At 71.4% G+C, this 24553-nt stretch carries 17 protein-coding genes; 6 read left to right on the forward strand and 11 right to left on the reverse strand.

The window, feature by feature from the left end:
- Window positions 1-9 precede the first annotated feature (9 nt).
- Window positions 10-1575 (forward strand): NAD(P)/FAD-dependent oxidoreductase, encoded by a 1566-nt coding sequence (locus tag ABZX90_RS29105; RefSeq protein ID WP_355209601.1) that lies wholly within the window; start codon window positions 10-12, stop codon window positions 1573-1575.
- 317 nt (window positions 1576-1892) lie between these two features.
- Here the strand turns inward: ABZX90_RS29105 and ABZX90_RS29110 are convergent, their stop codons facing one another.
- On the reverse strand, window positions 1893-3719 hold the full coding sequence (locus ABZX90_RS29110; protein ID WP_355209604.1) for a serine hydrolase: 1827 nt from the start codon (window positions 3717-3719) through the stop codon (window positions 1893-1895).
- 172 nt (window positions 3720-3891) lie between these two features.
- Between ABZX90_RS29110 and ABZX90_RS29115 the strand changes: the two genes are divergently transcribed.
- Together ABZX90_RS29115 and ABZX90_RS29120 are read left to right on the forward strand one after the other, a co-directional pair.
- On the forward strand, window positions 3892-5004 hold the full coding sequence (locus tag ABZX90_RS29115; RefSeq protein ID WP_351134681.1) for a nitronate monooxygenase family protein: 1113 nt from the start codon (window positions 3892-3894) through the stop codon (window positions 5002-5004).
- Complete coding sequence (locus ABZX90_RS29120) at window positions 5001-6551, forward strand: acyl-CoA synthetase (protein ID WP_355209607.1); 1551 nt, start codon at window positions 5001-5003, stop codon at window positions 6549-6551. The genes ABZX90_RS29115 and ABZX90_RS29120 overlap by 4 nt, the downstream gene beginning before the upstream one ends.
- A 185-nt stretch (window positions 6552-6736) precedes the next feature.
- Here ABZX90_RS29120 and ABZX90_RS29125 read toward each other — a convergent pair whose 3' ends face one another.
- On the reverse strand, window positions 6737-9172 hold the full coding sequence (locus tag ABZX90_RS29125) for a penicillin acylase family protein (protein ID WP_355209610.1): 2436 nt from the start codon (window positions 9170-9172) through the stop codon (window positions 6737-6739).
- Between the two features lie 130 nt (window positions 9173-9302).
- On the opposite strand from ABZX90_RS29125, the gene ABZX90_RS29130 reads away from it, so the two are divergent.
- The gene (locus tag ABZX90_RS29130) at window positions 9303-10802 is read left to right on the forward strand and encodes an acyl-CoA synthetase (RefSeq protein ID WP_351134675.1); all 1500 of its coding nucleotides are present in this window, start codon (window positions 9303-9305) and stop codon (window positions 10800-10802) included.
- Here ABZX90_RS29130 and ABZX90_RS29135 read toward each other — a convergent pair.
- Window positions 10799-12049 carry a low temperature requirement protein A gene (locus ABZX90_RS29135; RefSeq protein WP_351134673.1) on the reverse strand — a complete coding sequence of 417 codons (1251 nt, stop codon included), beginning with the start codon at window positions 12047-12049 and terminating at the stop codon, window positions 10799-10801. The two genes, ABZX90_RS29130 and ABZX90_RS29135, sit on opposite strands and share 4 nt — an antisense overlap.
- A gap of 17 nt (window positions 12050-12066) precedes the next feature.
- Entirely contained in the window at window positions 12067-13023 is a 957-nt protein-coding gene (locus ABZX90_RS29140) for an SDR family NAD(P)-dependent oxidoreductase (RefSeq protein WP_355209615.1), read from the reverse strand.
- Between the two features lie 311 nt (window positions 13024-13334).
- Between ABZX90_RS29140 and ABZX90_RS29145 the strand changes: the two genes are divergently transcribed.
- Window positions 13335-13922, forward strand: a complete 588-nt coding sequence (locus tag ABZX90_RS29145) for a TetR family transcriptional regulator (RefSeq protein WP_355209617.1) — start codon at window positions 13335-13337, stop codon at window positions 13920-13922.
- Between the two features lie 179 nt (window positions 13923-14101).
- On the opposite strand, the gene ABZX90_RS29150 is transcribed toward ABZX90_RS29145, so the two are convergent.
- Complete coding sequence (locus tag ABZX90_RS29150) at window positions 14102-15130, reverse strand: saccharopine dehydrogenase NADP-binding domain-containing protein (protein WP_355209620.1); 1029 nt, start codon at window positions 15128-15130, stop codon at window positions 14102-14104.
- Between the two features lie 109 nt (window positions 15131-15239).
- Here ABZX90_RS29150 and ABZX90_RS29155 point away from each other — a divergent pair, with 109 nt between their 5' ends.
- A complete protein-coding gene (locus tag ABZX90_RS29155) occupies window positions 15240-16283 on the forward strand; it encodes a helix-turn-helix domain-containing protein (protein WP_355209623.1) in 1044 nt (347 codons plus the stop codon).
- Here ABZX90_RS29155 and paaK read toward each other — a convergent pair.
- From paaK to ABZX90_RS29185, 6 genes are all read right to left on the reverse strand, one after another.
- On the reverse strand, window positions 16249-17556 hold the full coding sequence (gene paaK, locus ABZX90_RS29160; protein ID WP_355209626.1) for a phenylacetate--CoA ligase PaaK: 1308 nt from the start codon (window positions 17554-17556) through the stop codon (window positions 16249-16251). The genes ABZX90_RS29155 and paaK overlap by 35 nt on opposite strands.
- A 324-nt stretch (window positions 17557-17880) precedes the next feature.
- The gene (locus ABZX90_RS29165) at window positions 17881-19212 is read right to left on the reverse strand and encodes an enolase C-terminal domain-like protein (protein WP_355209629.1); all 1332 of its coding nucleotides are present in this window, start codon (window positions 19210-19212) and stop codon (window positions 17881-17883) included.
- 114 nt (window positions 19213-19326) lie between these two features.
- Window positions 19327-20301 (reverse strand): 5-dehydro-4-deoxyglucarate dehydratase, encoded by a 975-nt coding sequence (locus ABZX90_RS29170; RefSeq protein WP_351122858.1) that lies wholly within the window; start codon window positions 20299-20301, stop codon window positions 19327-19329.
- 155 nt (window positions 20302-20456) lie between these two features.
- Window positions 20457-21329: a hypothetical protein gene (locus ABZX90_RS29175; protein ID WP_355209632.1), complete on the reverse strand. Its 873-nt coding sequence runs from the start codon at window positions 21327-21329 to the stop codon at window positions 20457-20459.
- Window positions 21326-22075 (reverse strand): MerR family transcriptional regulator, encoded by a 750-nt coding sequence (locus ABZX90_RS29180; RefSeq protein WP_351122864.1) that lies wholly within the window; start codon window positions 22073-22075, stop codon window positions 21326-21328. Before ABZX90_RS29180 ends, ABZX90_RS29175 begins: the two co-directional genes overlap by 4 nt.
- A 213-nt stretch (window positions 22076-22288) precedes the next feature.
- On the reverse strand, window positions 22289-24151 hold the full coding sequence (locus ABZX90_RS29185) for a sulfatase (RefSeq protein WP_355209751.1): 1863 nt from the start codon (window positions 24149-24151) through the stop codon (window positions 22289-22291).
- Between the last annotated feature and the right edge of the window lie 402 nt (window positions 24152-24553).

Here is a 24553-nt window from a genome sequence, read left to right on the forward strand (position 1 = left end):
CGAAGAACCATGCCTGCACACGAGGGATATGACGCCGTGATCGTCGGCGGGGGCCACAACGGACTGGTCGCCGCCGCCTACCTGGCCCGGGCCGGGCGCTCCGTGCTGGTGCTGGAGCGCCTGGGGAACACCGGGGGCGCCGCCGTGTCCACCCGGCCGTTCGCCGGAGTCGACGCGCGTCTTTCGCGCTACTCGTACCTGGTGAGCCTGCTGCCCCGGAAGATCGTGCGGGACCTGGGCCTCGACTTCCGGGTCCGTGGCCGCACGGTCTCCTCGTACACGCCCGTCGAGCGCGACGGACGGCCCACCGGGCTGCTCGTCGGCGGCGGCGAGCGGCGCACCCGCGAGGCGTTCGCCCGGCTCACCGGATCGGACCGCGAGTACGAGGCGTGGCAGCGCTTCTACGCGATGACCGGGCGCGTCGCCCGGAACGTGTTCCCGACGCTCACCGAACCGCTGCCCACCCGCGAGGAGCTGCGGACCCGCGTCGACGACGACGACGCCTGGCGGATCCTCTTCGAGGAGCCGGTCGGCGCGGCCGTCGAGGAGTACTTCACCGACGACCTCGTCCGCGGTGTCGTTCTCACCGACGCGCTCATCGGCACCTTCGCCGACGCCCACGACCCGTCGCTGCGGCAGAACCGTTGCTTCCTGTACCACGTGATCGGCGGCGGCACCGGAGACTGGGACGTGCCGGTCGGCGGGATGGGCGCCCTCACCGACGCGATCGCCTCCGCCGCGCGCACCGCGGGGGCCGTGATCGCCACCGGACACGAGGTGCTGCGGATCGACACGGACGGCGAGTCGGCCGAGATCACCTACCGGACCGCCGACGGCGAGGGCGTCGTAGCGGCCCGTCACGTCCTGGTGAACGCCTCACCCCAGGAGCTCGCGCACCTGACCGGTGACGAGCAGCCGACGCCCGCCGAGGGCGCCCAGCTCAAGGTGAACATGCTGCTCAAGAGGCTGCCTAGGCTCCGCGACACCTCCGTCGACCCGCGCGAGGCGTTCTCCGGGACCTTCCATATCGCAGAGGGCTACGAGCAGTTGGCGACGGCCCACGCGCAGGCCGCGTCCGGTGAACTGCCCTCGGCGCCGCCCTCCGAGATCTACTGCCACTCGCTCACCGACCCGAGCATCCTCGGCCGGGACCTGGTGGAGCAGGGATACCAGACCCTCACGCTCTTCGGCCTCCACACGCCCGCCCGGCTCTTCGAACGGGACAACGACGCCGTACGGGAGGAACTGCTGAAGTCGACGCTGGCACAGTTGGAGGCGCACCTCGCCGAGCCGCTCGCCGACTGCCTGGCCACCGACGCGGACGGGCGGCCGTGCATCGAGGCCAAGACCCCGCTCGACCTGGAGCGCGATCTGCGCCTGCCCGGCGGCAACATCTTCCACCGCGACCTCGCCTTCCCCTACGTCCAGGAGGGCACCGGCCGCTGGGGCGTCGAGACCCGGCACGCGAATGTGCTGCTGTGCGGGGCGGGCGCGGTGCGCGGCGGCGGCGTGAGCGGCGTACCGGGCCACAACGCCGCGAAGGCGGTCCTGGAGTCCCTGGGCCGGCGAGCCTAGCCCGCTGCCGCGGGCGCCGAGCCGGTCGGACCCGGGCTGAGCGGGGCCGAGCCGGTCCGAGTCGGTCTGAGCCGAGCTGGGCCCGTCTGGTCTGATCCGGTCCGGGCCGGTCCAACTCGAGGCCGACGCGAGCCGAGGTCGACACGAGCCGAGGCCGGAGCTGCCCCCGGCCGGGGCGAAGCGCAGTCGCCGTCGGTGACTCGCCGTCCTTGCTCGGATGCCCCAGGGCGAGGGCGGCGGTTCGGTCGGCCGGGATTTCGTCGGACGCTGCGGCGCTGGGCGGCGGGGGGCGCGTAGCCGACCCGCCGCTCAGCCCGTCAGTCCCGGGACGGCTCCCAGCCCACTGTCGCGATCCGCGCCGCGTCCGCAGGCCGTGTCTCGTCGAAGACGACGCGGTCGCCGGTCTCGACCCGCAGGGCGTCGACGTACGCGCCGCGGCCGACGTACAGCCGGTCGGTCGTGTACCGCCAGCGCAGCGTGAGTGCCGGCGCGCTCGGCAGGTCCGCGCCGAGCCGGTGCCACACTCGCCCCGACCAGCCGGTGGCCGTACCCGCCGGATGGTCCTCCGGGGCCTCGGACCGTCGCCGGGTCGTGAAGGGAACCGGCTGCCAGGTCGTGCCACCGTCGGTGGAGGACTCCAGGAACAGGAGGTCCGACCGGGGCTCGGTGTCCCACCACAGCGCGCAGCCGAGGCGCGGGGGACCGGCGGTGGTGTCGAGCGCGGGCAGCGTCAGTGTCGCCGTCGTCGCGCTCGCCGTGCCGGAGAACCAGGACGTACGGCCGCGCGCGGGACGCACCGGGACGGCCCGCGCCAGGTTGTTCGCGGCGGCGACCCGGGGAGCGGAGCCGGATCGCCAATTGCGCACGGGATGGACGGAGTTGCCGAGGACGATCAGGAAGGAGTCGGTCGTCGGGTCGAGGACGAGCGAGGTGCCGGTGAACCCGGTGTGGCCGGCGGTGCGCGGTGTCGCCATCGCGCCCATGTACCAGTGCTGGTAGAGCTCGAAGCCCAGGCCGTGTTCGTCGCCCGGGAAGGCGGTGTTGAAGTCGGTGAACATCAGGTCCACCGTCTCCGGCTTCAGGATGCGGGCCTTGCCGTACGCGCCACCGTTCAGCAGCGTACGGCCCAGAATCGCCAGGTCCCAGGCGCGGGAGAAGACCCCCGCGTGACCGGCGACACCGCCGAGCGAGTACGCGTTCTCGTCGTGGACCTCGCCCCACACGAGCCCGCGGTCCAGTCCCGACCACGGCAGCCGGGCGTCCTCGGTGGCGGCGATCTCCGGCTTCCAGGAGGCGGGCGGGTTGTAGCGGGTGCGGTCCATGCCGAGGGGGCCGGTGATCTCGTCGCGCAGGAGGGTGTCGAGGGCCCGGCCGGTGATCCTCTCCAGGACCAGTTGGAGCGAGATCAGGTTCAGGTCGGAGTAGAGGTACGCGGTGCCGGGCGGACGGAGGGGCACCTCGTCCCAGATGAGCTGGAGCTTTCCCTCGTGGGTCGGCGCCTTGTACAGCGGGATCCAGGAGCGGAACCCCGAGGTGTGGGTGAGCAGTTGACGGACGGTGATGTCCTGCTTGCCGCCGCCCGCGAACTCCGGGAGGTACGAGGCGACGGTGGCCTCCAGCTCCAGGGTGCCGCGCTCCATCTGCTGCACGGCGAGGATCGAGGTGAACAGCTTCGAGACGGAGGCGAGGTCGTAGACCGTGTCCTTCGCCGCCGGGATCTGCTGGTCGGCCGCGAACTCCACGCCGGTGTCGGTCTTCTCGTCGTACGCGGCATAGCGCACGGCCATCCCGATCGGCTGGTGCAGGGCCACCGTGCCGCCGCGCCCGGCGAGCAGCACGGCACCGGCGTACCAGGGGTACTTGGGGGAGGGGTCGAGGAACGCCTCGGCGTCCGCGACCAGTTGGCACAGATGACCGGCGAGCAGCCCGGCCTGCCCGGGGGTGCCGTGCCGCAAGGTCTGGCGGCCGCTTCCCGTCGAGGCCGCCGCCGGGCCCGCCGGGAAGGGGGTGAGGGCCAGTGCCCCGCCCACGGCCAGTACGCCCTTGCCCCATTGACGACGGGTCAGGCCGCCGCCCGCTCTGGCCCGGTCGCCCCCCGCTCCGTCCCGCTCGCCTTCCGTCCTGTCCTTCGCGCCTTCGGTCATCGAGAAGCCTCTCGCTCGCGTCGCCTGAAAGTATCTTTCCGGGTCTGCTGTGCCGAGTGAAACTTTCCCGTCAGGCGTGGGCGTGTCAACCCTCCCCGGCAGCCTTCAAGAGATCTGACGGAGTATCAGAAAAGGCCTTCCCTCGTCCGGATGTCTGCGGCATCCTGCGGCCATGCAGACGGAGCTGAGCAAGGAACTGGGAGTCGAGCACGCCATTTTCGGCTTCACGCCGTTTCCCGCCGTCGCCGCGGCCATCAGTCGCGCGGGTGGATTCGGTGTGCTCGGCGCGGTCCGCTACACCGCCCCCACCGACCTGGAGCGCGACCTCGACTGGATCGAGGCGAACGTCGACGGTATGCCCTACGGCCTGGACGTCGTCATGCCCGCGAAGAAGGTCGAGGGCGTCAGCGAGGCCGACGTCGAGGCGATGATCCCCGAGGGGCACCGCCAGTACGTCAAGGACACCCTCGCCAAATACGGCGTGCCCGAACTCGCCGAGGGCGATGTGTCGGGCTGGCGTATCACCGGGTGGATGGAACAGGTCGCCCGCGGCCAGCTCGATGTCGCCTTCGACTATCCGATCAAGCTGCTCGCCAACGCGCTGGGCTCACCTCCCGCCGATGTCGTGGAACGCGCCCACGCCCAGGGGGTGCTCGTCGCCGCCCTCGCGGGCAGCGCCCGGCACGCGCGCAAGCACGCCGAGGCGGGCATCGACATCGTCGTCGCGCAGGGCTACGAAGCCGGCGGACACACCGGAGAGATCGCCTCGATGGTGCTCACACCCGAAGTGGTCGAAGCCGTCGACCCGTTGCCGGTCCTGGCGGCCGGCGGGATCGGCAGCGGACAGCAGGTGGCCGCCGCCCTCAGCCTCGGCGCCCAAGGGGTGTGGCTCGGGTCGGTCTGGCTGACCGTCACCGAGGCCGACATGCACTCGCCCGCCGTCACCCGGAAACTGCTCGCCGCCGGATCCGGTGACACCGTCCGCTCGCGCGCCCTGACCGGCAAGCCGGCACGCCAGTTGCGCACCGAGTGGACCGAGGCCTGGGACGACCCGAACGGCCCCGGCACGCTACCCATGCCGCTCCAGGGACTGCTCGTCGCCGACGCCGTCTCCCGCATCCAGAAGTACGAGGTGGAGCCGCTGCTCGGCACCCCGGTCGGACAGATCGTCGGCCTGATGAACAGCGAACGCGCCGTCCAGGAGGTCTTCGACGACCTGACCCGGGGCTTCGAGCGCGCCGTCGACCGCATCAACCGCATCGCGGGCAGGGGGGAACAGGCATGAGCACAGCACCGAACGGTTTCTGGGCCCAGGCCGCCGCCGACCCCGAGCGTGTCGTCCTCGTCACCCCCGCCGGCGAGGAGTGGACCGCGGGACGGCTGCACGAGGCCGCCAACGGGCTCGTCCACGGACTGCGTGCCGCCGGCCTCCGGCGCGGCGACTCCTTCGCGGTCGTGCTCCCCAACGGCGTCGAGTTCTTCGTCGCCTACCTCGCCGCCTCGCAGGCCGGTCTCTACCTCGTCCCCGTCAACCACCACCTCGTCGGCCCCGAGATCGCCTGGATCGTCTCCGACTCCGGCGCCAAGGTCCTCATCGCCCACGAGAGGTTCGCCGACGCCGCCCGGCACGCCGCCGACGAGGCGAAGCTTCCCGGGACACAGCGGTACGCCGTCGGCGAGATCGAGGGCTTCCGGCCGTACGCCGAACTCCTCGACGGCCGGCCCGGGTCCGTGCCCGCCGACCGCACCCTCGGCTGGGTCATGAACTACACCTCCGGCACCACCGGGCGCCCGCGCGGGATCCGGCGCCCGCTGCCCGGCAAGCTCCCCGAGGAGTCGTACCTCGGAGGCTTCCTCGGCATCTTCGGCATCAGGCCGTTCGGCGACAACGTGCACCTCGTCTGCTCGCCGCTCTACCACACCGCGGTACTCCAGTTCGCGGGCGCGTCCCTGCACATCGGCCACCGGCTGGTGCTGATGGACAAGTGGACACCCGAGGAGATGCTGTGTGTCATCGCCGCACACGGGTGCACTCACACCCATATGGTGCCGACCCAGTTCCACCGGCTGCTGGCCCTCCCCGACGAGGTCAAGGCCCGCTACGACGTCTCCTCCATGCGGCACGCCATCCATGGCGCGGCCCCGTGCCCGGACCATGTGAAACGAGCCATGATCGAGTGGTGGGGAGACAGTGTCGAGGAGTACTACGCGGCCAGCGAGGGCGGCGGATCCTTCGCGACCGCCGAGGACTGGCTGAAAAAGCCAGGCACCGTCGGCAAGGCGTGGCCGATCAGCGAGCTGGCGGTCTTCGACGACGACGGCAACCGGCTGCCGCCCGGTGAACTCGGCACCGTCTACATGAAGATGAGCACCGGCGGATTCTCGTACCACAAGGACGAGACCAAGACCCGGAAGAACCGCATCGGCGACTTCTTCACCGTCGGCGACCTGGGCCTTCTCGACGAGGACGGCTATCTCTTCCTCCGCGACCGCAAGATCGACATGATCATCTCGGGCGGGGTCAACATCTACCCGGCGGAGATCGAGGCGGCCCTGCTCACCCACCCCGCCGTCGCCGACGCGGCCGCCTTCGGCATCCCGCACGACGACTGGGGCGAGGAGGTCAAGGCCGTGGTCGAGGCCGCGCCGGGCCACGAAGCGGGTCCGGCACTCGCCGCCGACATCCTCGGCCACTGCGAGCGGCAGCTCGCCGGGTACAAGCGCCCCAAGAGCGTCGACTTCATCGCGGCGATGCCCCGCGATCCCAACGGAAAGCTGTACAAGCGGCGGCTGCGCGATCCGTACTGGGAGGGCCGCACCCGGGCCATGTGACCCAGGTCCGCTCATCGGTCCACGAGGACCCGCGTCGACGGCGCCCTCGCGGTCCTCGGCACGGCAGGCCGGGCCACCCGGGCCTGTGACGCGACGGCGCGCGGTGACCTGAGAACTCCTGGCCACCGCGCACCGTCCTCCGTCGCCGTCCGCCCCGCGGTCCCGAAGGACGGGGCGGTCCACGGTCAGCGGTGGTCGCTCACCCGCACGACCCGCAGACCCGGCGACGACAGGATGTCCTTCTCGCAGAACCGCGAGGTCACCCACCGCTCGTCCGAGAACAGCCGCGTCTGATCACTGAAGTGCGGCGAGTTCGGGTTCGAGGACTGGGAGTACGTCAGCAGGGTGCGGGCGACCGGGCAGCGGCCGCCGTCCCAGCCGACGGCCTGGATGTACGAGGACCCGGTGGTGACCTCCGTGTATCCGCCGGCCGCCGCGCTCCACGGCATCTCCACCTTGTTCCACACGCCGAGCGACTCCGTGCCGCCCGGCACGGGGATGCGCCGATCACCGCGTACGACGAACTGGTGGGAGCCGAGCCGCGCGTCCAGCGCGACGCCCGCCGCCCGCAGCTCCGTCACCGTGTCCGCGAGGGCCGTGGCGAAGCCCGGCGCGGCGGTGTTGAGCGTGTTCGGGGTGCGGACCGGGTCCGCCGCCGAGAACGGCACCTTCCACAGCTGCGCCGCCGGCACCGCGACCGTGAGCTTCCGCCAGAACCGGTCGAAGAGCAGCGCGCCCCGGCTGCCGGTGTTCATCGAGTGGTCCCAGGCCCGGAGCACACCGCAGGCCTCGGACACGTCAACGGCCTTGCCGTCGCCGCCCGTTGCCGTGCCGCCCGGCAGCGCGGCACAGGCGCGTGCCGTGTCGTCCGCGACGAGGTCACCCGCGGGCACCCGGTTCGCGAACTGCTGCGCCTGGAGATCCCGTACGGTCAGCCGCCCCCGCGCGGCCATCGCGGCCACGTCCTCGGCCGCGCCACGCGTACGCATCGACCTCTGTGTGCCGATCGTGCCGAACACCCGCTCGTACCCGGTCAGCGGCCGGTCGATGTTGGCCAGCCAGGCACTGTCGTTGGAGTTCTCCGCGTACGGCGCGTCCCGGAGCACCGGCATCTTCGCCGGACCGAAGATGCCCGGCTGCACGGCGTCGGGATCACTGCCGAGCGCGCAGTCGCCGCGCGAACCGTCCAGCACGGCGACACCGGACGAGGGATATGTGACCTTGCCCAGCGGTGTCGAGCAGCGCTGCGCCAACTCGTCGGTGATGCGCGGCAGCACCTGCGACTGCGTGAACAGCGAGTGGCCGTGCGCGTCGGCGGCGATCGTGTTCACCCACGGCAGGCCCTGGGTGCGCCTGAGGGCGGCGAGGACGCCCGCCGTGTCGCGTGCCTTGCTGAGGCCGAGCCCGGTGTCCGGGGCGCGGAGGTTGGCGGCGTTCGGGTCGTTGAGGGCGTACGCCGTCGTGGTCGTCCACGGCAGCGGCAGTTGCGCGCCGAGCGTGCTGACGACCGGGCCGTACCGGGTCCACCACTGGGTCCGTGTCACCGGCGCGCCGTCCCGCACGTCGACGGTGACGGTGCGTCGCGTCATCCGCTCGGGCCTGCCGTCCACCAGATACGTCGTCGGATCGGCCGGATCGAGGGTGAGCTGGTGGAGGTTGAGGGTGACGCCCGTCGCGACGGTGTGGCTCCAGGCCACCTGGGCGGTGTGACCGATGGATATGGTCGCGGTGCCGAGCAGCGCGCCGCCCTGGACGTTCAGCTCGCCGGGGATCGTCTGCTGCGCCTGCCAGAAGCGGCGGCCGCCCTGCCAGGGATAGTGCGGATTGCCGAGCAGGAGGCCACGGCCGTTCGCGGTCGAAGCACCGCTGAAGGCGACGGCGTTGGACCCCATGTCCGCCGTGTCGAACAGCTCGCGCGCCGCGGCGGCGGCCCGCTTCATGTCGGGCACACCATCGACCGCCTCTGCACCCGTCGCACCCGGCGCACCCGTCGCGGCCGTCGGCGGCTGCGCGGCCGTGATGCCGTCGGCACCGCGGCCCTGGCCGCCGAGCACGGCCAGCGCGAAGCCGCGCGCGGCCACGTCCACCTGCGTCACCGGGCGGACCCAGGCGGCTCCCCGGCACGCCGGATCGGTGACGCGGTTCTGCGCCAGCCACGCGTTGTAGCCGGCCGCCCAGCCGCGCATCAGGTTCTTGACGTCGTGGCTGGGCCCCCGGGGCGCGGGTTCGGCCAGCAGCTTCTCGACCGTGCCCGCCTCCCGCACACCGCGGAAGTACTGGTCGCTGGAGAGGTTCTTGGTCGCGGAGGAGAGGGAACCGTCGGGCGCCGCGTCGGGCCCGAAGTAGCGGGACCGCTCTCCGCGCAGGGTCATGAATCCGTCGGCGAGGGTGCACACCTGGTCGGCGGCCTGAGCCCAGCCGGTGCCGAAGCCGAGGTTCGCGTAGTCCTTGGCGACGACGTGTGGAATGCCGTACTCGGTGTAGCGGATCACGGCCGACAGCCCGCCGTGCGAGGGGTGTTCCTGCCGGGCCTGTCGCTCCGCCGCGGCCGCGGGCAGTGTGGCGACGGCGGATAACAGGGCGACGGCCGTGACGACGAGCCGTCTCGGACGGATGCGCATCGTGCCTCCCAACATCATTGAGGGAAAGGGCGGTTGAGCGTACCAACGGGTATGTGTGCGGTCGGTATGTCGGTTCGGCCTCTGTGCGGTGACTTGACCTCCCCGTTCCATGGACCGAGGATCACGTGACATGACGCCTGGACACGGCAGTACGGTTGACGGGGTGCTGCGCCGCAGCGCCCGGCGCACACCGGCGCGGCGCGCGGTCGACTACCGCGAGCGCTCCTGGACGTACGCGGAACTCGACGAGGCCGTCTCCCGCGCGGCGACCGTCCTCCTCGACGAGGGGCTCGCCCCCGGGGACCGCGTCGGCGCCTACGGCCACAACTCGGACGCCTATCTGATCGGCTTCCTCGCCTGCGCCCGCGCGGGACTCGTCCATGTGCCGGTCAACCAGAACCTCACCGGTGACGACCTCGCCTACATCGTCGGCCAGTCGGGAAGCACCCTGGTCCTGGCCGATCCCGGCCTCGCCGACCGGCTCCCGGACGGCGTACGGACCCTGCCGCTGCGCGACACCGAGGACTCGCTCCTCGCGCGGCTGGACACGGCACTCCCGTACGACGGTGACGAGCCGCGCGGTGACACGCTCGTGCAGCTCCTCTACACGTCGGGCACCACCGCGCTGCCCAAGGGCGCGATGATGACGCACCGCGCCCTGGTCCACGAGTACCTGAGCGCGATCACCGCGCTCGACCTGAGCGCCGGGGACCTGCCGGTCCACTCGCTGCCGCTCTACCACTCGGCGCAGATGCATGTGTTCCTGCTGCCCTATCTCGCGATCGGCGCCTCGAACACCATCCTCGACGCGCCGGACGCCGGTCAGCTCTTCGACCTGATCGAGGCGGGTCGCGCGGACAGCCTGTTCGCCCCACCCACCGTGTGGATCGGTCTGTCGAACCGCCCCGACTTCGCCGACCGTGACCTGAGCGGTCTGCGCAAGGCGTACTACGGGGCGTCGATCATGCCGGTCCCGGTCCTGGAACGACTGCGCGAACGGCTGCCGAAGCTGGCCTTCTACAACTGCTTCGGCCAGAGCGAGATCGGCCCCCTGGCCACCGTCCTCGGACCCGACGAGCACAAGGGCCGGATGGACTCGTGCGGACGCCCGGTGCTGTTCGTCGACGCGCGGGTGGTCGACGAGGACGGCAAGGACGTGCCGGACGGGACACCGGGCGAAGTCGTCTACCGCTCACCGCAGTTGTGCGAGGGCTACTGGGACAAGCCCGAGGAGACGGCCGAGGCGTTCCGCGACGGCTGGTTCCACTCGGGGGACCTCGCCGTGCGCGACGCCCACGGCTACTTCACCGTCGTGGACCGGGTGAAGGACGTCATCAACTCCGGTGGCGTCCTGGTCGCCTCGCGGCAGGTCGAGGACGCGCTGTACACCCACGAGGGGGTCGCCGAGGTGGCCGTCGTCGGGCTCCCCGACGAGCGCTGGATCGAGGCCGTCACCGCGGTCGTCGTCCCGCGCGGCGAGGTCACCGAGGACGAACTGATCGCCCACGCACGGGAGAAGCTCGCCCACTTCAAGGCACCCAAGCGTGTCCTGTTCGTGGACGAGCTGCCCCGCAACGCCAGCGGGAAGATCCTGAAGCGGGAGCTGCGGGACCGGTTCGGCGACGCTTAGGACCCGTCCGGGTTGTCGCCCTCGTGCTCGGCGATCCCCGGCACTTCCTCGGCGTCGGGTGCTCCTTCGTGGGACAGGCGGTATGCCACGGCGAGCCCCCAGGGGACACCGAGAAGGAGGACGAGGGAGAGGCCGAGAACGAGTGGCGCCGGGCGTGCGGCACCGACTCCCGCACAGAGGACGGCCACGGCGACGCAGGTGCGGGCCAGCGGCCGGTAGAGCCCGCGGTCCAGGTCCCAGACGCGCAGGGAGTTCGCGAGCACCATCGTCGTACAGAGCACGACGGCCGCGCCCCCGCCGAGCACCCAGGCCGTGGCGGCCGGGGTGCGGCTGTCGTGGGCGTGTTCGACGAGGCCGCCCATCGCGGCGCCCATGGCGGCCACCGCGGCCGTGAGCGGCAGGTGGACCAGCATCCACTGCACGGTGCTCGCGCGTGCAGGCCTCGGCCGCCGGTGTCCGGCGAAGTCGAAGTACGTCCACCAGGCACCGAAGCCGACGACGACGGCGACGAGCCCGACGGCGATGCTGAGCGCGTTGACCGGCTCGTGTGCCAGTCCGTCGACCACTCCGGTCACGGTCTCGCCGAGCACGATGATGATGAACAGCCCGAACCGTTCGGTGAGCGCGCCGGTCACGCTGAGCGCGACCGCCTGCACCGGAGTGGCCGCACCGATCATGAAAGCGAACCCCGCCAGGTAGGCGATGGCCAGAAGGCCCCATGTGAGCACGCGGACGCCGGCGGGCAGGGCGGCGCTCGCCGCCAGGACGACGGCGCAGACGGCCGTCCCGGTCACGAACAGCGTGCTGGGGCGGCGGAATTCCGGGCTGTCACCGCGTGCGGCGAGAAGCCACAGCACCGCCAGCACCGCGAACAGCACCCCCGCGTCCACGGCGAAGGCGGCTCCGCGGGCGCCGCCTGCCTCGGGGATGAACGCGCCCAGCGGCACGAGCACCAGGATCTGCAGCAGGAACATGCTCCGGCCGCGGGCATCCTCGTGCCCATGCAGTTCGTGGTGGAGGGTGCCGTTGAACCAGGCGATCCACACCAGCGCGAACACCACGGCGAACTCGCCCAGCCCGTGCCAGGTGAGGTGCCCGGCGAAATGGTGGGCGGCCTGGGCGACCAGCACGACCACGACCAGGTCGTAGAACAGTTCGAGCGGTCCGACCACCCGCTCGCGTGGCTGCTCGCCATGGGCCCGTGGGGGCTGCCACAGCCGGGCCCACCGCTCGTTTCGTGAGGTCACAGCGGCAGCGTAGGACGTCAGCCGACGAGAGCCTCGGAAACGGCCCACAACCGGTTCGCGTTGTCCGGGTCCAGGGCGTAGGGCGCGACGCCGGCGACGGCACCGGCTCGCCCGGTGACCGGCTCGGCCTGCGCACAGTCCTCGAAATAGCGGCCGGTGATGCCCTTCACCGTCGGCGAGGCGGCCAGCAGCACCGAGGTCGCGGCGCCCTGCTGCACCGTCTTCTGCGGGGGCAGCGCGAGTTGGCCCGAGGCGATGAACGCGGCCACCTGCTCCATGTCCACGTGCCGGGCCAGGGACGTGTCGGCGATGTTGCCCGGCATCAGCGCGTTGGCGGTGATGCCGTCGTCGGCCCATCGCTCGGCGGCACCGACGGCGAACAGGGCGTTGGCGGTCTTCGACTGCCCGTAGGAGGTCCACGGGTCGTACGGCCGGAAGCGGTAGTCCAGATCGTCGAAGACGACCGGCGAGAAGAGGTGGCCGATGGAACTCACCGAGACGATCCGCGCGCCGTCCGCCGCCGCGAGTGCCGGGTGCAGGCCGTCGGCGAGGGCGAAGTGACCCAGGTGGTTGACGGCGAACTGCGTCTCCCGTCCGTCGGGCGTGCGGGTGAGGTCCGGCGGGGCCATCACTCCGGCATTGTTGACCAGGATGTGCAGCGGGCCGTGCCAGGCCGCCACGAACGCCGCGACCGTCGACCGGTCGGCCAGGTCGAGCCGCCCCACTGTCAGCTGTCCCGATTCGGGCGGCAGCTCCGCCTCCAGGCGGGCCGCCACACGGGCACCCGCGTCGGGGTCGCGTACGGCCAGGGTGACGTCCGCGCCCGCCGCGGCGAGCACCCGGGCCGTCTCCACCCCGATTCCGGAACTGGCTCCGGTCACGACGGCCCGGCGGCCGTGCAGGTCGACGCCGTCGATGACCTCGGCGGCGGTCGTGCTTGCTCCGAACGTGTGGATGGTCTGAGGTGCGGACATGAGGTGGGTCTCCTGACGTGAGCGACTTGAGTGACTTGAGGGGTTCGACAAGGCCGAGGACGGGCCGCACCGCGCGTGGCCCACACACCGATCGTGTTCGACGACTCGGCGAGGGGCATCACAGGACGCGGCCGGACCGCACCCGGGACGGCGGGTCCGTTCGCGGGGCACCGGGAAGACCTCTCGATGCCGGTCCTGGTCGCGGCTCCGGCGACCCCTCGACGAATGTAACTAACTGGATACATACATTACCGTAGGCCCGCCGGTTGCGCGTGTCAATAACTAGATAGTTACTTGCTAGGGTGGCGGGCATGCCACGGGACTCCAGTGCCACCAAGGCCCGGCTGCTCGACGCCGCCTTCACCGAATTCGCCGCCTACGGCATCGCCGGTGCCCGGGTGGACCGGATCGCGGAGGCCGCGGCGGCGAACAAGCGGCTGATCTACGCCTACTTCGGCAACAAGGAGCAGTTGTTCGACGAGGTGTTGCAACGGGCCATGGCGGCCGGTGCCGAATCGGTGCCGTTCGACGTCGAGGACCTGCCCGGATACGCCGGCGCGATCTTCGACCACCTCGTCGCCCGTCCGGACCTGATGCGCCTGCGCCTGTGGAAACTGCTGGAGCGCCCCACCGCCACCGGACTCGAACCGGACGCCTTCCGGCGCAAAGCCACCGAAGTGGCCGACGCGCAGCGGCGCGGCGAGGTCGCCCAGGAGATGGAGCCCGCCGATCTCCTGACCATGGTTCTCGCCGCGGCCCAGGCGTGGTTCTGGGCCGCCGAGGGCGTCGACGCCGAGGAGGCCGGCCAGTCCTGGTCGCCGCAGCGGCTGGCCCTGCACCGCGCGGCCGTCGTCGAGGCCGCCCGCCGGATCAGCGAGCCGGAGCCCGCCGTCGAGTAGCGGCCCCAGGCCCAGGCGCACGCACGGCGTGGGGCCGGACCATCTCCCTCACGGTGGGGAGGCGGTGTGGGCGTGCGGGCGGCTTGGGCGGTGTGCCAGCGTCTCCGGCGGATCATGCCGGAGACGCTGGGCCTGATCAGGCGCCGCAGGTTCCTCCGGCATGATCCGCCGGACAGGCCCTAGCGCAGTTCGAGGGACAGATGCCCGGACAGCGCGCGGAGGAAGTCGGCCGCGTCGAAGATCTCGCCCGCGGAGGCGACACCGACCGTCCTGGTCCGGCCCGTGAGGATACGGTCGACCGCTTCGACCACGAGCGGCGCGGTGATGGCGTAGATGTCCCGGCCCCTCGCCACGGCTCGCCGTTCGGTGCCCTGGGAGCGCACGACGACATCGACGAGGAAGGTCTGTGCGGACCGCCCGTCCTCGTCGACCGCGCTCGGCGCCGGTGTGTCGGGGGCCGACAGGTCCTTGGCCGCCTCGACGGTCATGTACGTGCTCACCTCGGGGACGGCGAGGTGGCTGGGCACGGTGACCACGTCGGCCATCGAGAACTCCCCGAGGACGGCCCGCGGGCCCATCGGCTCCGGGAACGGCCATTCCAGGGACGGCAGGGCTTCCTGGGAGTACTCCAACCGCCCCTTCGTGAAGCGGATACGACGGTCACCTCGCCGCTCCCGGGAGACCGCGCCCGCGGCGCGCGTACCGGCGGTGGGGTGCCAACCGCTCAGCCCGTACGCGATGTGCGCCTCGTCGGCCGCCGTCCAGTCACCCATCGCGGCGGTGGCCAGCAGGTCGCCGAGGCCGCCGTAGAAGGCCATCGCGGGGACGATCACCGTGCCCGCGGCCCGGGCGCGCTCCGCGAAGTGCGTGAACGTGTCGATGTTGGCCTCGATCTCGGCCGCCACGTCCACGTACGGGATCCCGGCGCGCAGCGCCGCCTCGATCACGGGGGCGGCCGTCGTGGCGAAGGGCCCGGCACAGTTGATCACCGCCGCCGCGCCGGACAGCGCGTGGTCGAGCGACGCCGGATCGTCGACCGACGCCGGGCGGACGTCCAGTCCGGGCTGGGAGACCGCCAGTTCCTTCAGCTTGTCGGCGTCCCGGCCGGAGAGAACGGGGACGAACCCGCGCTTCCGCAGCTCTGCCACCACGAAGCGTCCCGTGTGCCCGTACGCGCCGAACACCGTCACCGTCTGCCCCGACCCCATGTGTTGTCTCCCTGCTCGATCGCTCTGCCGTGATCCGTCATGGACATCCTGACGAGAGCGGGCTCACCGCACGAGTGTCCGGAACGCCATGGCCCATACAATTCCGGACATGAACACTGTCGCGCTGGCCGTCACCGACGGGATGCTGCACTTCGAACTGGCCCTGGCCTGCGAGGTCTTCGGCTCCGCTCCGGACGCCGTGCCGGGCCCCTGGTACGACCTCGCCCTCTGCGGGCCGGCCGCCGTGCGGGTCGGTCCCTTCCGGCTGGAGCCCGACCACGGTCTCGACCGGCTCCAGCGCGCCGACACCGTGATCGTCCCGGGCTGGGTCGACGTCGACCGGGACCCGCCCGCCGACCTGGTCGACGCGGTGCGCGCTGCCCACGAGGCGGGCGCACGGGTGGCGTCCCTCTGCACCGGCGCGTTCGTCCTGGCCGCCGCGGGCCTGCTGGACGGGAAGCGCGCGACCACGCACTGGGCGCACACCCGGGCCCTGGCCGCCCGTCACCCCCAGGTGGAAGTGGACCCGGACGTCCTCTACGTGGACAACGGCAGCGTGCTCACCTCCGCCGGGAAAGCCGCCGCCATGGACCTGTGCCTGCACCTCGTCCGCCTCGACCACGGCTCGTCGGTCGCCAACACCGTCGCCCGCCATCTGGTCGTGCCGCCGCATCGGGACGGCGGCCAGGCCCAGTTCGTCACCACCCCGGTGCCCGCCCCGGACAACCACCCGCTCGCCGAACTGTTCCCCTGGGTGATCGAACGGCTGGACCATCCGCTGACCGTGGAGGACCTGGCCCGCCGGGCGCGAATGAGCTCGCGCAACCTGGGCCGCCACTTCCGCTCGGTGACCGGCACCACCCCGCTGCAATGGCTGCTGATCCAACGGATCCGCCACGCCCAGGAGTTGCTGGAGACCACGGACGGCAGCATCGACATCATCGCGGCGGCCACCGGCATGGGAACCGCAACGACGTTGCGCCGGCACTTCAACCGCACGGTTGGCGTGCCCCCGGACACCTACCGGCGCACCTTCCGTTCACGGACCCGCCCCGGTCCTGACGACAGCGGGCAGCACCCCGCCGCACCTGAGCCAGGAGCGGCGGTACAGCGGCCGGTCACGGGCGCGGGCGCAGGTCCACGATCCGCTTGAGCTTGCCCACCGACCGCTCCAGCGACTCCGGTTCGACGATCTCCACGGTGACCGAGACACCGATCCCGTCCTTGATGCCCGCGGTGATCGCCCGCGCGGCCGCCTCACGCGTCTCGGGAGTGGCACCGGACCGCGCCTCGGCCCGTACGGTGAGGGCGTCGAGGCGGCCCTCGCGGGTCAGCCGGAGCTGGAAGTGCGGGGCGACCCCAGGCGTCCGCAGCACGATCTCCTCGATCTGCGTCGGGAAGAGATTGACCCCCCGCAGGATCACCATGTCGTCACTGCGCCCGGTGACCTTCTCCATCCGGCGGAACACCCGGGCCGTGCCGGGCAGCAGCCGCGTCAAGTCCCGTGTCCGGTAACGGATCACGGGCATGGCCTCCTTGGTGAGCGAGGTGAACACCAGCTCGCCCTGCTCGCCGTCCGGCAGCACCTCACCGGTGATCGGGTCGACGACCTCCGGGTAGAAGTGGTCCTCCCAGATGTGCAGACCGTCCTTGGTCTCCACGCACTCCTGGGCGACACCCGGACCGATGACCTCCGAGAGGCCGTAGATGTCCACCGCGTCGATCGCGAACCGCTCCTCGATCTCGCGGCGCATCCCCTCGGTCCAGGGCTCGGCCCCGAAGACGCCGACCCGCAGCGAGGTGCCGCGCGGGTCCACACCCTGCCGCTCGAACTCGTCGAGCAGGGTCAGCATGTACGACGGTGTCACCATGATGATCTCGGGCTTCAGGTCCTGGATCAGCTGGACCTGACGTGCCGTCATGCCTCCGGACGCGGGGATCACCGTACAGCCGAGCCGTTCCGCGCCGTAGTGGGCGCCGAGTCCGCCCGTGAACAGCCCGTAGCCGTAAGCGATATGGACCTTGTCGCCGGGTCGGCCGCCCGCCGCGCGGATCGAACGGGCCACCATGTCGGCCCACATGGACAGGTCGTTCTCCGTGTAGCCGACGACCGTGGGCCGTCCGGTCGTCCCGCTGGACGCGTGGATGCGCCGGATCCGGTCCTGCGGCACGGCGAACATCCCGTACGGGTAGTTCTCGCGCAGATCCGCCTTCGTCGTGAAGGGGAACCGTGCCAGGTCGGCGAGCGAGCGGCAGTCGTCCGGGCGCAGCCCCGCCTTGTCGAAGGACTCCCGGTAGAAGGGGACGTTCTCGTACGCGTGCCGCAGCGACGCGCGCAGCCGCTCCAGCTGAAGCGTCCGCAACCCCTCAGTGTCGAGCCGCTCGCCCGCGTCGAGCAGGCCCTTCGAGTCCATCGAGCCCGCCATCGCGCCTCTCCCTCGCCAACCGTGCGATTCCGGACGACCGATCATTCGGTCGTGCTGTTCTGGATCAGTAATTCAGGTGTCCGGCGTCAGTGCAAGGGGTCGGCAGCGCTTTTTGCGGGCGCGGGCGGAGCGGCGTTTCTTGCGAGAACCGGGAGCGGGGGAGGGAGACGTGGGGGCGCGGAGTGCGGAGTGTGGAAGCGAGCGGGGAGGCGGTGGACCTGTGACGGCCGGGACCGCGGCTCGGGGCGACCTCGCGGTCGGTCCCGCCGCGTCGGTCGCCGCGGGCCCCGTCGCTGCCGGTCGCCGCGCGGACGGCAGCGACGGTCAGCGCACCAGAGCCGGCCGCTTGGCGTCGAACTCCCACCCGGGGACGAGGAAGCGCATCCCGACGGCGTCGTCCCGGGCGCCGAGCGCCTTCTTCAAGTAGAGCTCGTGCGCCGCCAGCAGTCGGTCCATGTCCAGCCGGACGCCCAGGCCGGGGGCGTCCGGAAGCGCGATCTCACCGTCGACGATGCGCGGCGGGTCGACCGTGAGCCGCTCCAGGCCCTCCTGCCAGATCCAGTGCGTGTCGAGCGCGTTGTACGCGCCCGGTGCCGCGGCTCCGCAGTGCGTGACCATGGCGAGCGAGATGTCGAAGTGGTTGTTGGAGTGGCAGCCCCAGGTCAGGCCCATGGCGTTGCACAACTGCGCCACGCGCACCGAGCCGCGCATGGTCCAGAAGTGCGGGTCGGCCAAGGGGATGGAGACCGACTGGAGCGCCAGGGCGTGGGTGAGCTGCCGCCAGTCCGTGGCGATCATGTTCGTCGCCGTCGGCAGCCCCGTCGCCCGGCGGAACTCGGCCAGGATCTCCCGCCCCGAGTAGCCGTCCTCGGCGCCGCAGGGATCCTCGGCGTAGGCGAGCGTGCCGACCAGGGGCTCGCACAGCTCGATCGCCTCGCGCAGCGACCAGGCGCCATTGGGGTCGAGCGTGATTCGGGCCTCGGGGAAGCGGTCCTTCAGCGCGCGTACGGCCCGGACCTCCTCGGCGCCGTCCAGGACTCCGCCCTTGAGCTTGAAGTCCCGGAAGCCGTACAGGTCGTGGGCGGCCTCGGCCTGCCGGACGATCGCGCCGGGCGTGAGGGCCTCCTCGTGCCGCAGGCGGTACCAGTCCGTGTCCGAGTCCCGCTCGCGGACGTACTCCAGGTCTGTACGGTCCGGGTTGCCGACGTAGAAGAGATAGCCCAGTACCCGCACGCGGTCGCGTTGCTGCCCGTCGCCGAGGAGGGCCGCGACCGGCACGTCGAGGTGCTGGCCGAGGAGGTCGAGGAGAGCCGACTCCACGGCGGTGACGGCGTGGACGGTCGTCCGCAGGTCGAAGGTCTGGGCACCCCGTCCGCCGGCGTCGCGGTCGCCGAAGCGGTCCCCGATCTCGCGCAGGACGCGCTGACAGTCGCCCACCTTCGAGCCGAGGACGAGGGACTCCGCGTCGCGCAGCGTCCGGGTGATCTTCTCCCCGCCGGGCACCTCACCGAGTCCGGTCCGCCCCTCGGAGTCCTTGAGGACGACGACATTGCGGGTGAAGTAGGGGCCGTGGGCGCCCGACAGGTTCAGTTCCATGCAGTCCCGTCCCGCGACGGGATAGACGGAGAACTCGGTGATCGTCGGCTGCTGACTCATCATCAAAATCCTTGTGTACGAGGGTGACCGGGGCCGGTGATCACAGGATGACGGCGACGAGCCGGGCTAGGGGACGGCCCGCCCCGAGCCCCTCCGGGCCGTCCCCCGCGTGCGTCAGGCGGGTCGGCGCACGGCTCCGACCAGCGCCAGCCCGGTGTCGAGGATCTGCTCCAGAGCGGCGAGATCGGCCGGGCCGGGATCGGTGAGCGGCGCGCGCACGGGGCCGACGGGAAGGCCCCGCAGCCGGGCCGCGGCCTTGACCAGCGAGACGGCGTAGCCGGGTACCCGGTCGCGCAGTTCGACGAGCGGGACGTAGAAGTCCCGCAGCAGTTTGTTCACGGTCGCCTCGTCGCCGGTACGCAGCGCGGCGAAACAGGCGTCGGCGATCTCGGGAGCGAAGGCGTGCACGGCCGACGAGTAGGCGGGGACGCCCACGGTCGCGTACGCGCGGGCCTGGATCTCGGCGGTCGCGGCTCCGTTGAAGAAGAGGAAACCGTCGGGTGCGGCGAGTGTGAGGCGCTGGAGCCGGTCGAGGTCGCTGTGCCCGTCCTTGAGCCCGATGACGGTGGGGATCTCCGCGATGGCGCGCAGACCCTCGGGGGTGAAGGCGACCGGGCCGCGCTGGTAGGCGATGAGCGGCAGCCGCGTACCGGCGGCGATCCGGCGGAGCTGCTCGACCAGGCCGGCCTCGGGGGCCTCGACGAGGTAGTGGGGCAGCACCAGGAGGGCGTCCGCGCCGGCCTCCTCCGCGATCCGGGCGAATCGCAGCGCCTGCGCCCATCCGTAGCCGACGCCCGCGACCACGGGCAGACGGCCGTCGGCGATCTCGACCGTCGCGGCGACGACCACGCGGTACTCGTCCTCGTCCAGCGCGCTGAACTCGCCGGTCCCGCAGGCGGGGAACACCGCGCCCGGCGCCGTGGCCAACTGGGCGGTCAGGTAGACCCGGTAGGAGTCCACGTCGAGGTCGCCGTCCTCCGTGAAGCTCGTGAGCGGGAAGGACAGCACCCCGCTCGCCATGCCGTCCCGCAGTCGCTCGACCACGCGCTCCGGCTCCGCGCTGTACCCCGCCATGAGTCTCATCCCCATATACAGATGCTGTCTATGTATGCGAACACAGGTTAAGTTCGTGAACCCCTGAGGGTCAATGGAATCGACGGCGCGGATTTACGACGGGCGCCTTGTCCTCGGGGTCAGAGGCTCTGGAGGCCCGGCTGTGAGAGTGGCGTCCCGGCCTCCGCGTGTCAGACCGATGCGGGCGGACCCGGGACGGGTGCGGGTGCGGTTCGTGCCCGTGTGACGGCGTCGTGGAGGGCCTTCGGGTCGTCCGCGTGCAGCCTGATCACCTTGACGAGGCGGGGCGCGCCGAGGAACTTCGGCGCGTTGACCGGTTCGGTCAGTGCGAGGGTGATGGAGGTCTGTGAGCCGATGGGCAGGTTCAGCTCGTCATCCTTCTTCTCGTGGGTGAACCGTGCCTCGCGTCGGATGGAGGCGATCTGGTGGAGGGGCACGTGGACGTCGATGTGGGCCGCCTGCCTGACGCGCAGGGTGCCGTCGGCGAGGACGTGTGGCCGGGTGACGGAGGCCGCGTGAAGGCCGAGGACGAAGAGGACGGTGTAGACGTCGACCACCAGGAAGACGGTGTGGACGACGGGCCAGTTCGCCAGCAGGTACGACAGGGCGACGGTCTCGACGACGCAGGCGAACGCGAGGCCGTAGATCATGGTCGCCTGGTCGCGGCCGTGTGAGAAGACCGCGTCGGCGGCGTTGACGCCGTGCCGACGGCGGGCTGCCCACCGGACCAGGCTCGCCATGATCCGCAGCTCGTGTTCGACGAAACGCAGCACGGGCCCGGGCACGAGCTGCGCGAGCGCCTCCCGCCGGGACAGCCCGTGCCGCCGCAGCCGCAGCCAGACGTACGCCTCGGCGCCGAGCAGCACCAGCAGGAGCAGCTCGCCGCCGAGCAGGACGGTGCCGGGTACCGGCATTCCGCTGATGAGACAGACGGCCGGCACGAGCTGGGCGGCCAACGCGATGCCGCGCAGTTTCCGCAGGACCGGCCCCCGGACGGAGGCGACGGGCCGGGGCAGGGTCGCCCCACTCTCCGGAGTCGTCATGATGGTCCTTCCAGTCGTTCCGTCACGAGTTCCATCGCCCGGCGGACGGCCGCCGACTGGGCCGGCGCCAGGTCCGAGAAGATGCTGTCCGCCAGACCGCCGGCGTCGCTGTCAGGGAAATGCGCCGCCAGGTCGTCGGGCAGCAGGGCCGCCAGCGCTGCCGCGGCACGGGCCACCCGCGGGTCGTCCGGCTGTTCGTCGGCGAGGGCGTCCAGCAGGCCGTACACCTCACCGGCGTGCTCCCTCATCCCGTACAGCGTCGTCATCAGCGAGCCCCGCTCCTCCTCGGGTACCAGGGCGTCGAGGAAGGCAAGGTGCTCCCGGTCCTGCACGGCGATCGGGGAGTCCGGCACCTCGCCCAGACCCGCCAGCAGCCGGGCGAACTCCGGCGACACGGGACCCTCGGCGGCGAACCGTCCGGCCCGCACGTCGTCCAGCAGCGGGGCGAGCCGTGCCCGCCGCTCCCGGATGACCGCCTCCTGCCGTCCGAGGTCCTCGTCCAGCTCCTCCAGTACCTCCACCAGCTCCCGCGCCTGGTCATCCGCGAGGACGTCCCGCACCTCGTCGAGCCCGAGCCCGAGCTCGGTCAGCCGCCGGATCCGGGCGAGCAGGACGGCTTCCCGGATGCCGTAGTCGCGATAGCCGTTACTGCGCCGTACGGGCTCGGGCAACAGCCCGAGATGGTGGTAGTGCCGCACGGCCCGCGGGGTGACCCCGACGAGGGCGGCGATTTCGCCGATTCGCATGAGCCCAGTACAAACCCTGACGTTGCGGCAAGGTCAAGCGCGCCCTGGAACGGCGGCGGGCCTTTGGGCAGGAGGTCGGACCGGCCGATGACGGGGCGCGGCGGGTCCGCGGCCTGGGGAGCCGCGGACGCCGCGTCCGGACCGGGACTTCTGCCGCTCGGCCGGGAGACTCCCGGCGGGGCGGCGACGGCGCCCGGTGGGCCGTCGGGTGGATCAGGGCGTCGACGTCGGCGCGGCGGAGCCTGGATTCGGGCCGTACGCCGTCATGAAGTGGTCGCGGAAGGTGTCCATGCGCCACTCCGGCGCGTTCTTGGCGGGCTTCAGGCCGTCCGTCCAGCCCCAGTCGGAGATCCTGTCCAGCACCTTCGGGTCCTTCGCGACGATCGCGACGGGCACGTCCCGGCTCGTGCTTCCGGCGGTGACGGTCGGCACGGGCTGGTGGTCGCCGAGGAAGACGAGCACCGTGTTCTTGTCGCCGTACTTCTCGACGTACTGGGTGAGGCTGTGCAGCGAGTACTCGATGGCGTTCCGGTACTCCCTGCGCACGCTCTCCGGGTTCTTCCAGACCTCCTTGGGGTCCTTGCCCTCCTTCTTGATCTGGTTGTAGACGGAGCCGTCGCCGAGGTCGTTCCAGTCGATCATTTTGGCGATCGGCGCCCAGGGGTTGTGGCTGGAGGCGAGGATGATCTCGGCCATCATCGGCTTGCGGTTCTTCTTGCCGTGCTCCAGACGCTCGAAGGCCCCCAGGCTGAACTGGTCGGGCACGGGCGTCCAGCTGAAGTACGGGCCGTTGTAGCCGAGGTGCTCGGAGTCGTAGATACGGTCGAGGCCGAAGAACTTGCCCTCTGGCCAGGCGCGGCGGACACCGGGCACGATGCCGACGGTGTCCCAGGCGCTGGTCTTCTGGAAGTACTTGGTGAGGGTGTTGCGGTCGCTCGTGGTCAGACTCCGGTAGCGCTGCTGGTTCTTGATCCACAGCCCGGACAGGAACGTGGAGTGGGCCAGCCAGCTGCCGGCGCCCGTGACGGGCGAGCGCAGCCAGGCGCTGCGCGATGAGAACCCGGCCGACTTCAGCCCGCTGGTCCCCTCGGAGAGGACCGAGTCGATCTCCTGGGACATCGCCGGGTCGTCGATGGCCGTACGGCCGTAGCTCTCGATGAAGGTGAACAGGACGTCCTTGCCGCGCAGTCCGGTCAGCAGCTGATCGGGCGGCGTGTCCGCGAAGGCGTCGACGGACGCCTGCTTCGCGAAGACCTGGCCGTCGTGAAGGCTCGCCTGCACCTGGTCCACCCGGTTCTGGACGATCGTGGCGTTGGTCTGCGCGGCCACCGGTACGTCGGTGAACTGCACGCCGAGCGTCACACAGGTGATCCAGGCGGTGCCGAGGATCAGGGTGGTGCGGGTGGCGACGGGCCGGTGGCGGACCATGACCTCGGTCAGCCGTGCGACCGCGAGCGTCATGAGGACCAGCAGGGCGATGACGAGTACGACGACCCCGATCACGGCGAGGATCTCACCGGTGCGGCCGAACGACTCCTTCACCCAGTCCGCGGCGTTCTCGAACAGGATCCAGTCCAGGACCAGGTCGAACGGCCGGGCCATGACCGAGTAGAAGCCCATGTCGACGAACTTCAGGATGGTCACCAGGCCGAGCAGCGCTCCCACGACGTACGACGTGATGCGCCTCGGCTTCGGCGGCAGCGCCAGCAGCAGGGCCGCGAGGAGGACGCCCTCCACCGGGATGCGCAGGAAGGCGTCGAAGCCGAGGCGTTCGAGCTTGTTCGGTACGAGGAGGCCGAAGAGGACGAGCACGGCGGCGAGGACGGTCGTCCCGACGGTCACGATCCGCGCCGCACGCGGGTACTTGGCGAGCGGCCTCCGCCAGCCGCTCCGCTCACCCCCGGCCTTCTCCGAGCCGCCACTGCCGCCGTCCGCATCAGCTTCCGCGATGTCGGAGGCGTCACTGGCTCCCTCGGCATCAGCTTCCGCGATGTCGGAGGCGTCACTGGCTCCCTCGGCGTCAGCTTCCGCGATGTCGGAGGCGTCACTGGCTCCCTCGGCGTCAGCTTCCGCGATGTCGGAGGCGTCACTGGCTCCCTCGGCGTCAGCTTCCGCGTTCTCGGAGGCGTCATTGCCTGCCTCGGCGTCAGCATCGGCCGGCTCGGAGCCTTCACCGCCTCCGGCGTCGGCCTCCGTCGGCTTGTCACCGTCCGCATTGACCGTCGCGTCGGCTTCCGCGGCCTCCGCCGCGTCCGTAGGCGCGGTCGCGTCGGGTTCCGGGGCGTCCGGACCGTCCGTCAGTCCGGCCTCCGGACCGGCCTCCGGGCCCGCGCCGACGGACGGATCGGGTTCGCGGTCCGCGCTCGCGGGTCCGTCGGTCTCCGCGTCCGTCCGCGCGGACGCGTCCGGTTCCGCGACAGCGGGCGTTCCGGTCGCCGTCCCGGCGTCCGGATGCGGCTCCGTCTCCCTCTCCGGCTG

Origin of the sequence: Streptomyces sp. NPDC002935 (assembly GCF_040611295.1) — a bacterium.
Lineage (GTDB): Bacteria > Actinomycetota > Actinomycetes > Streptomycetales > Streptomycetaceae > Streptomyces.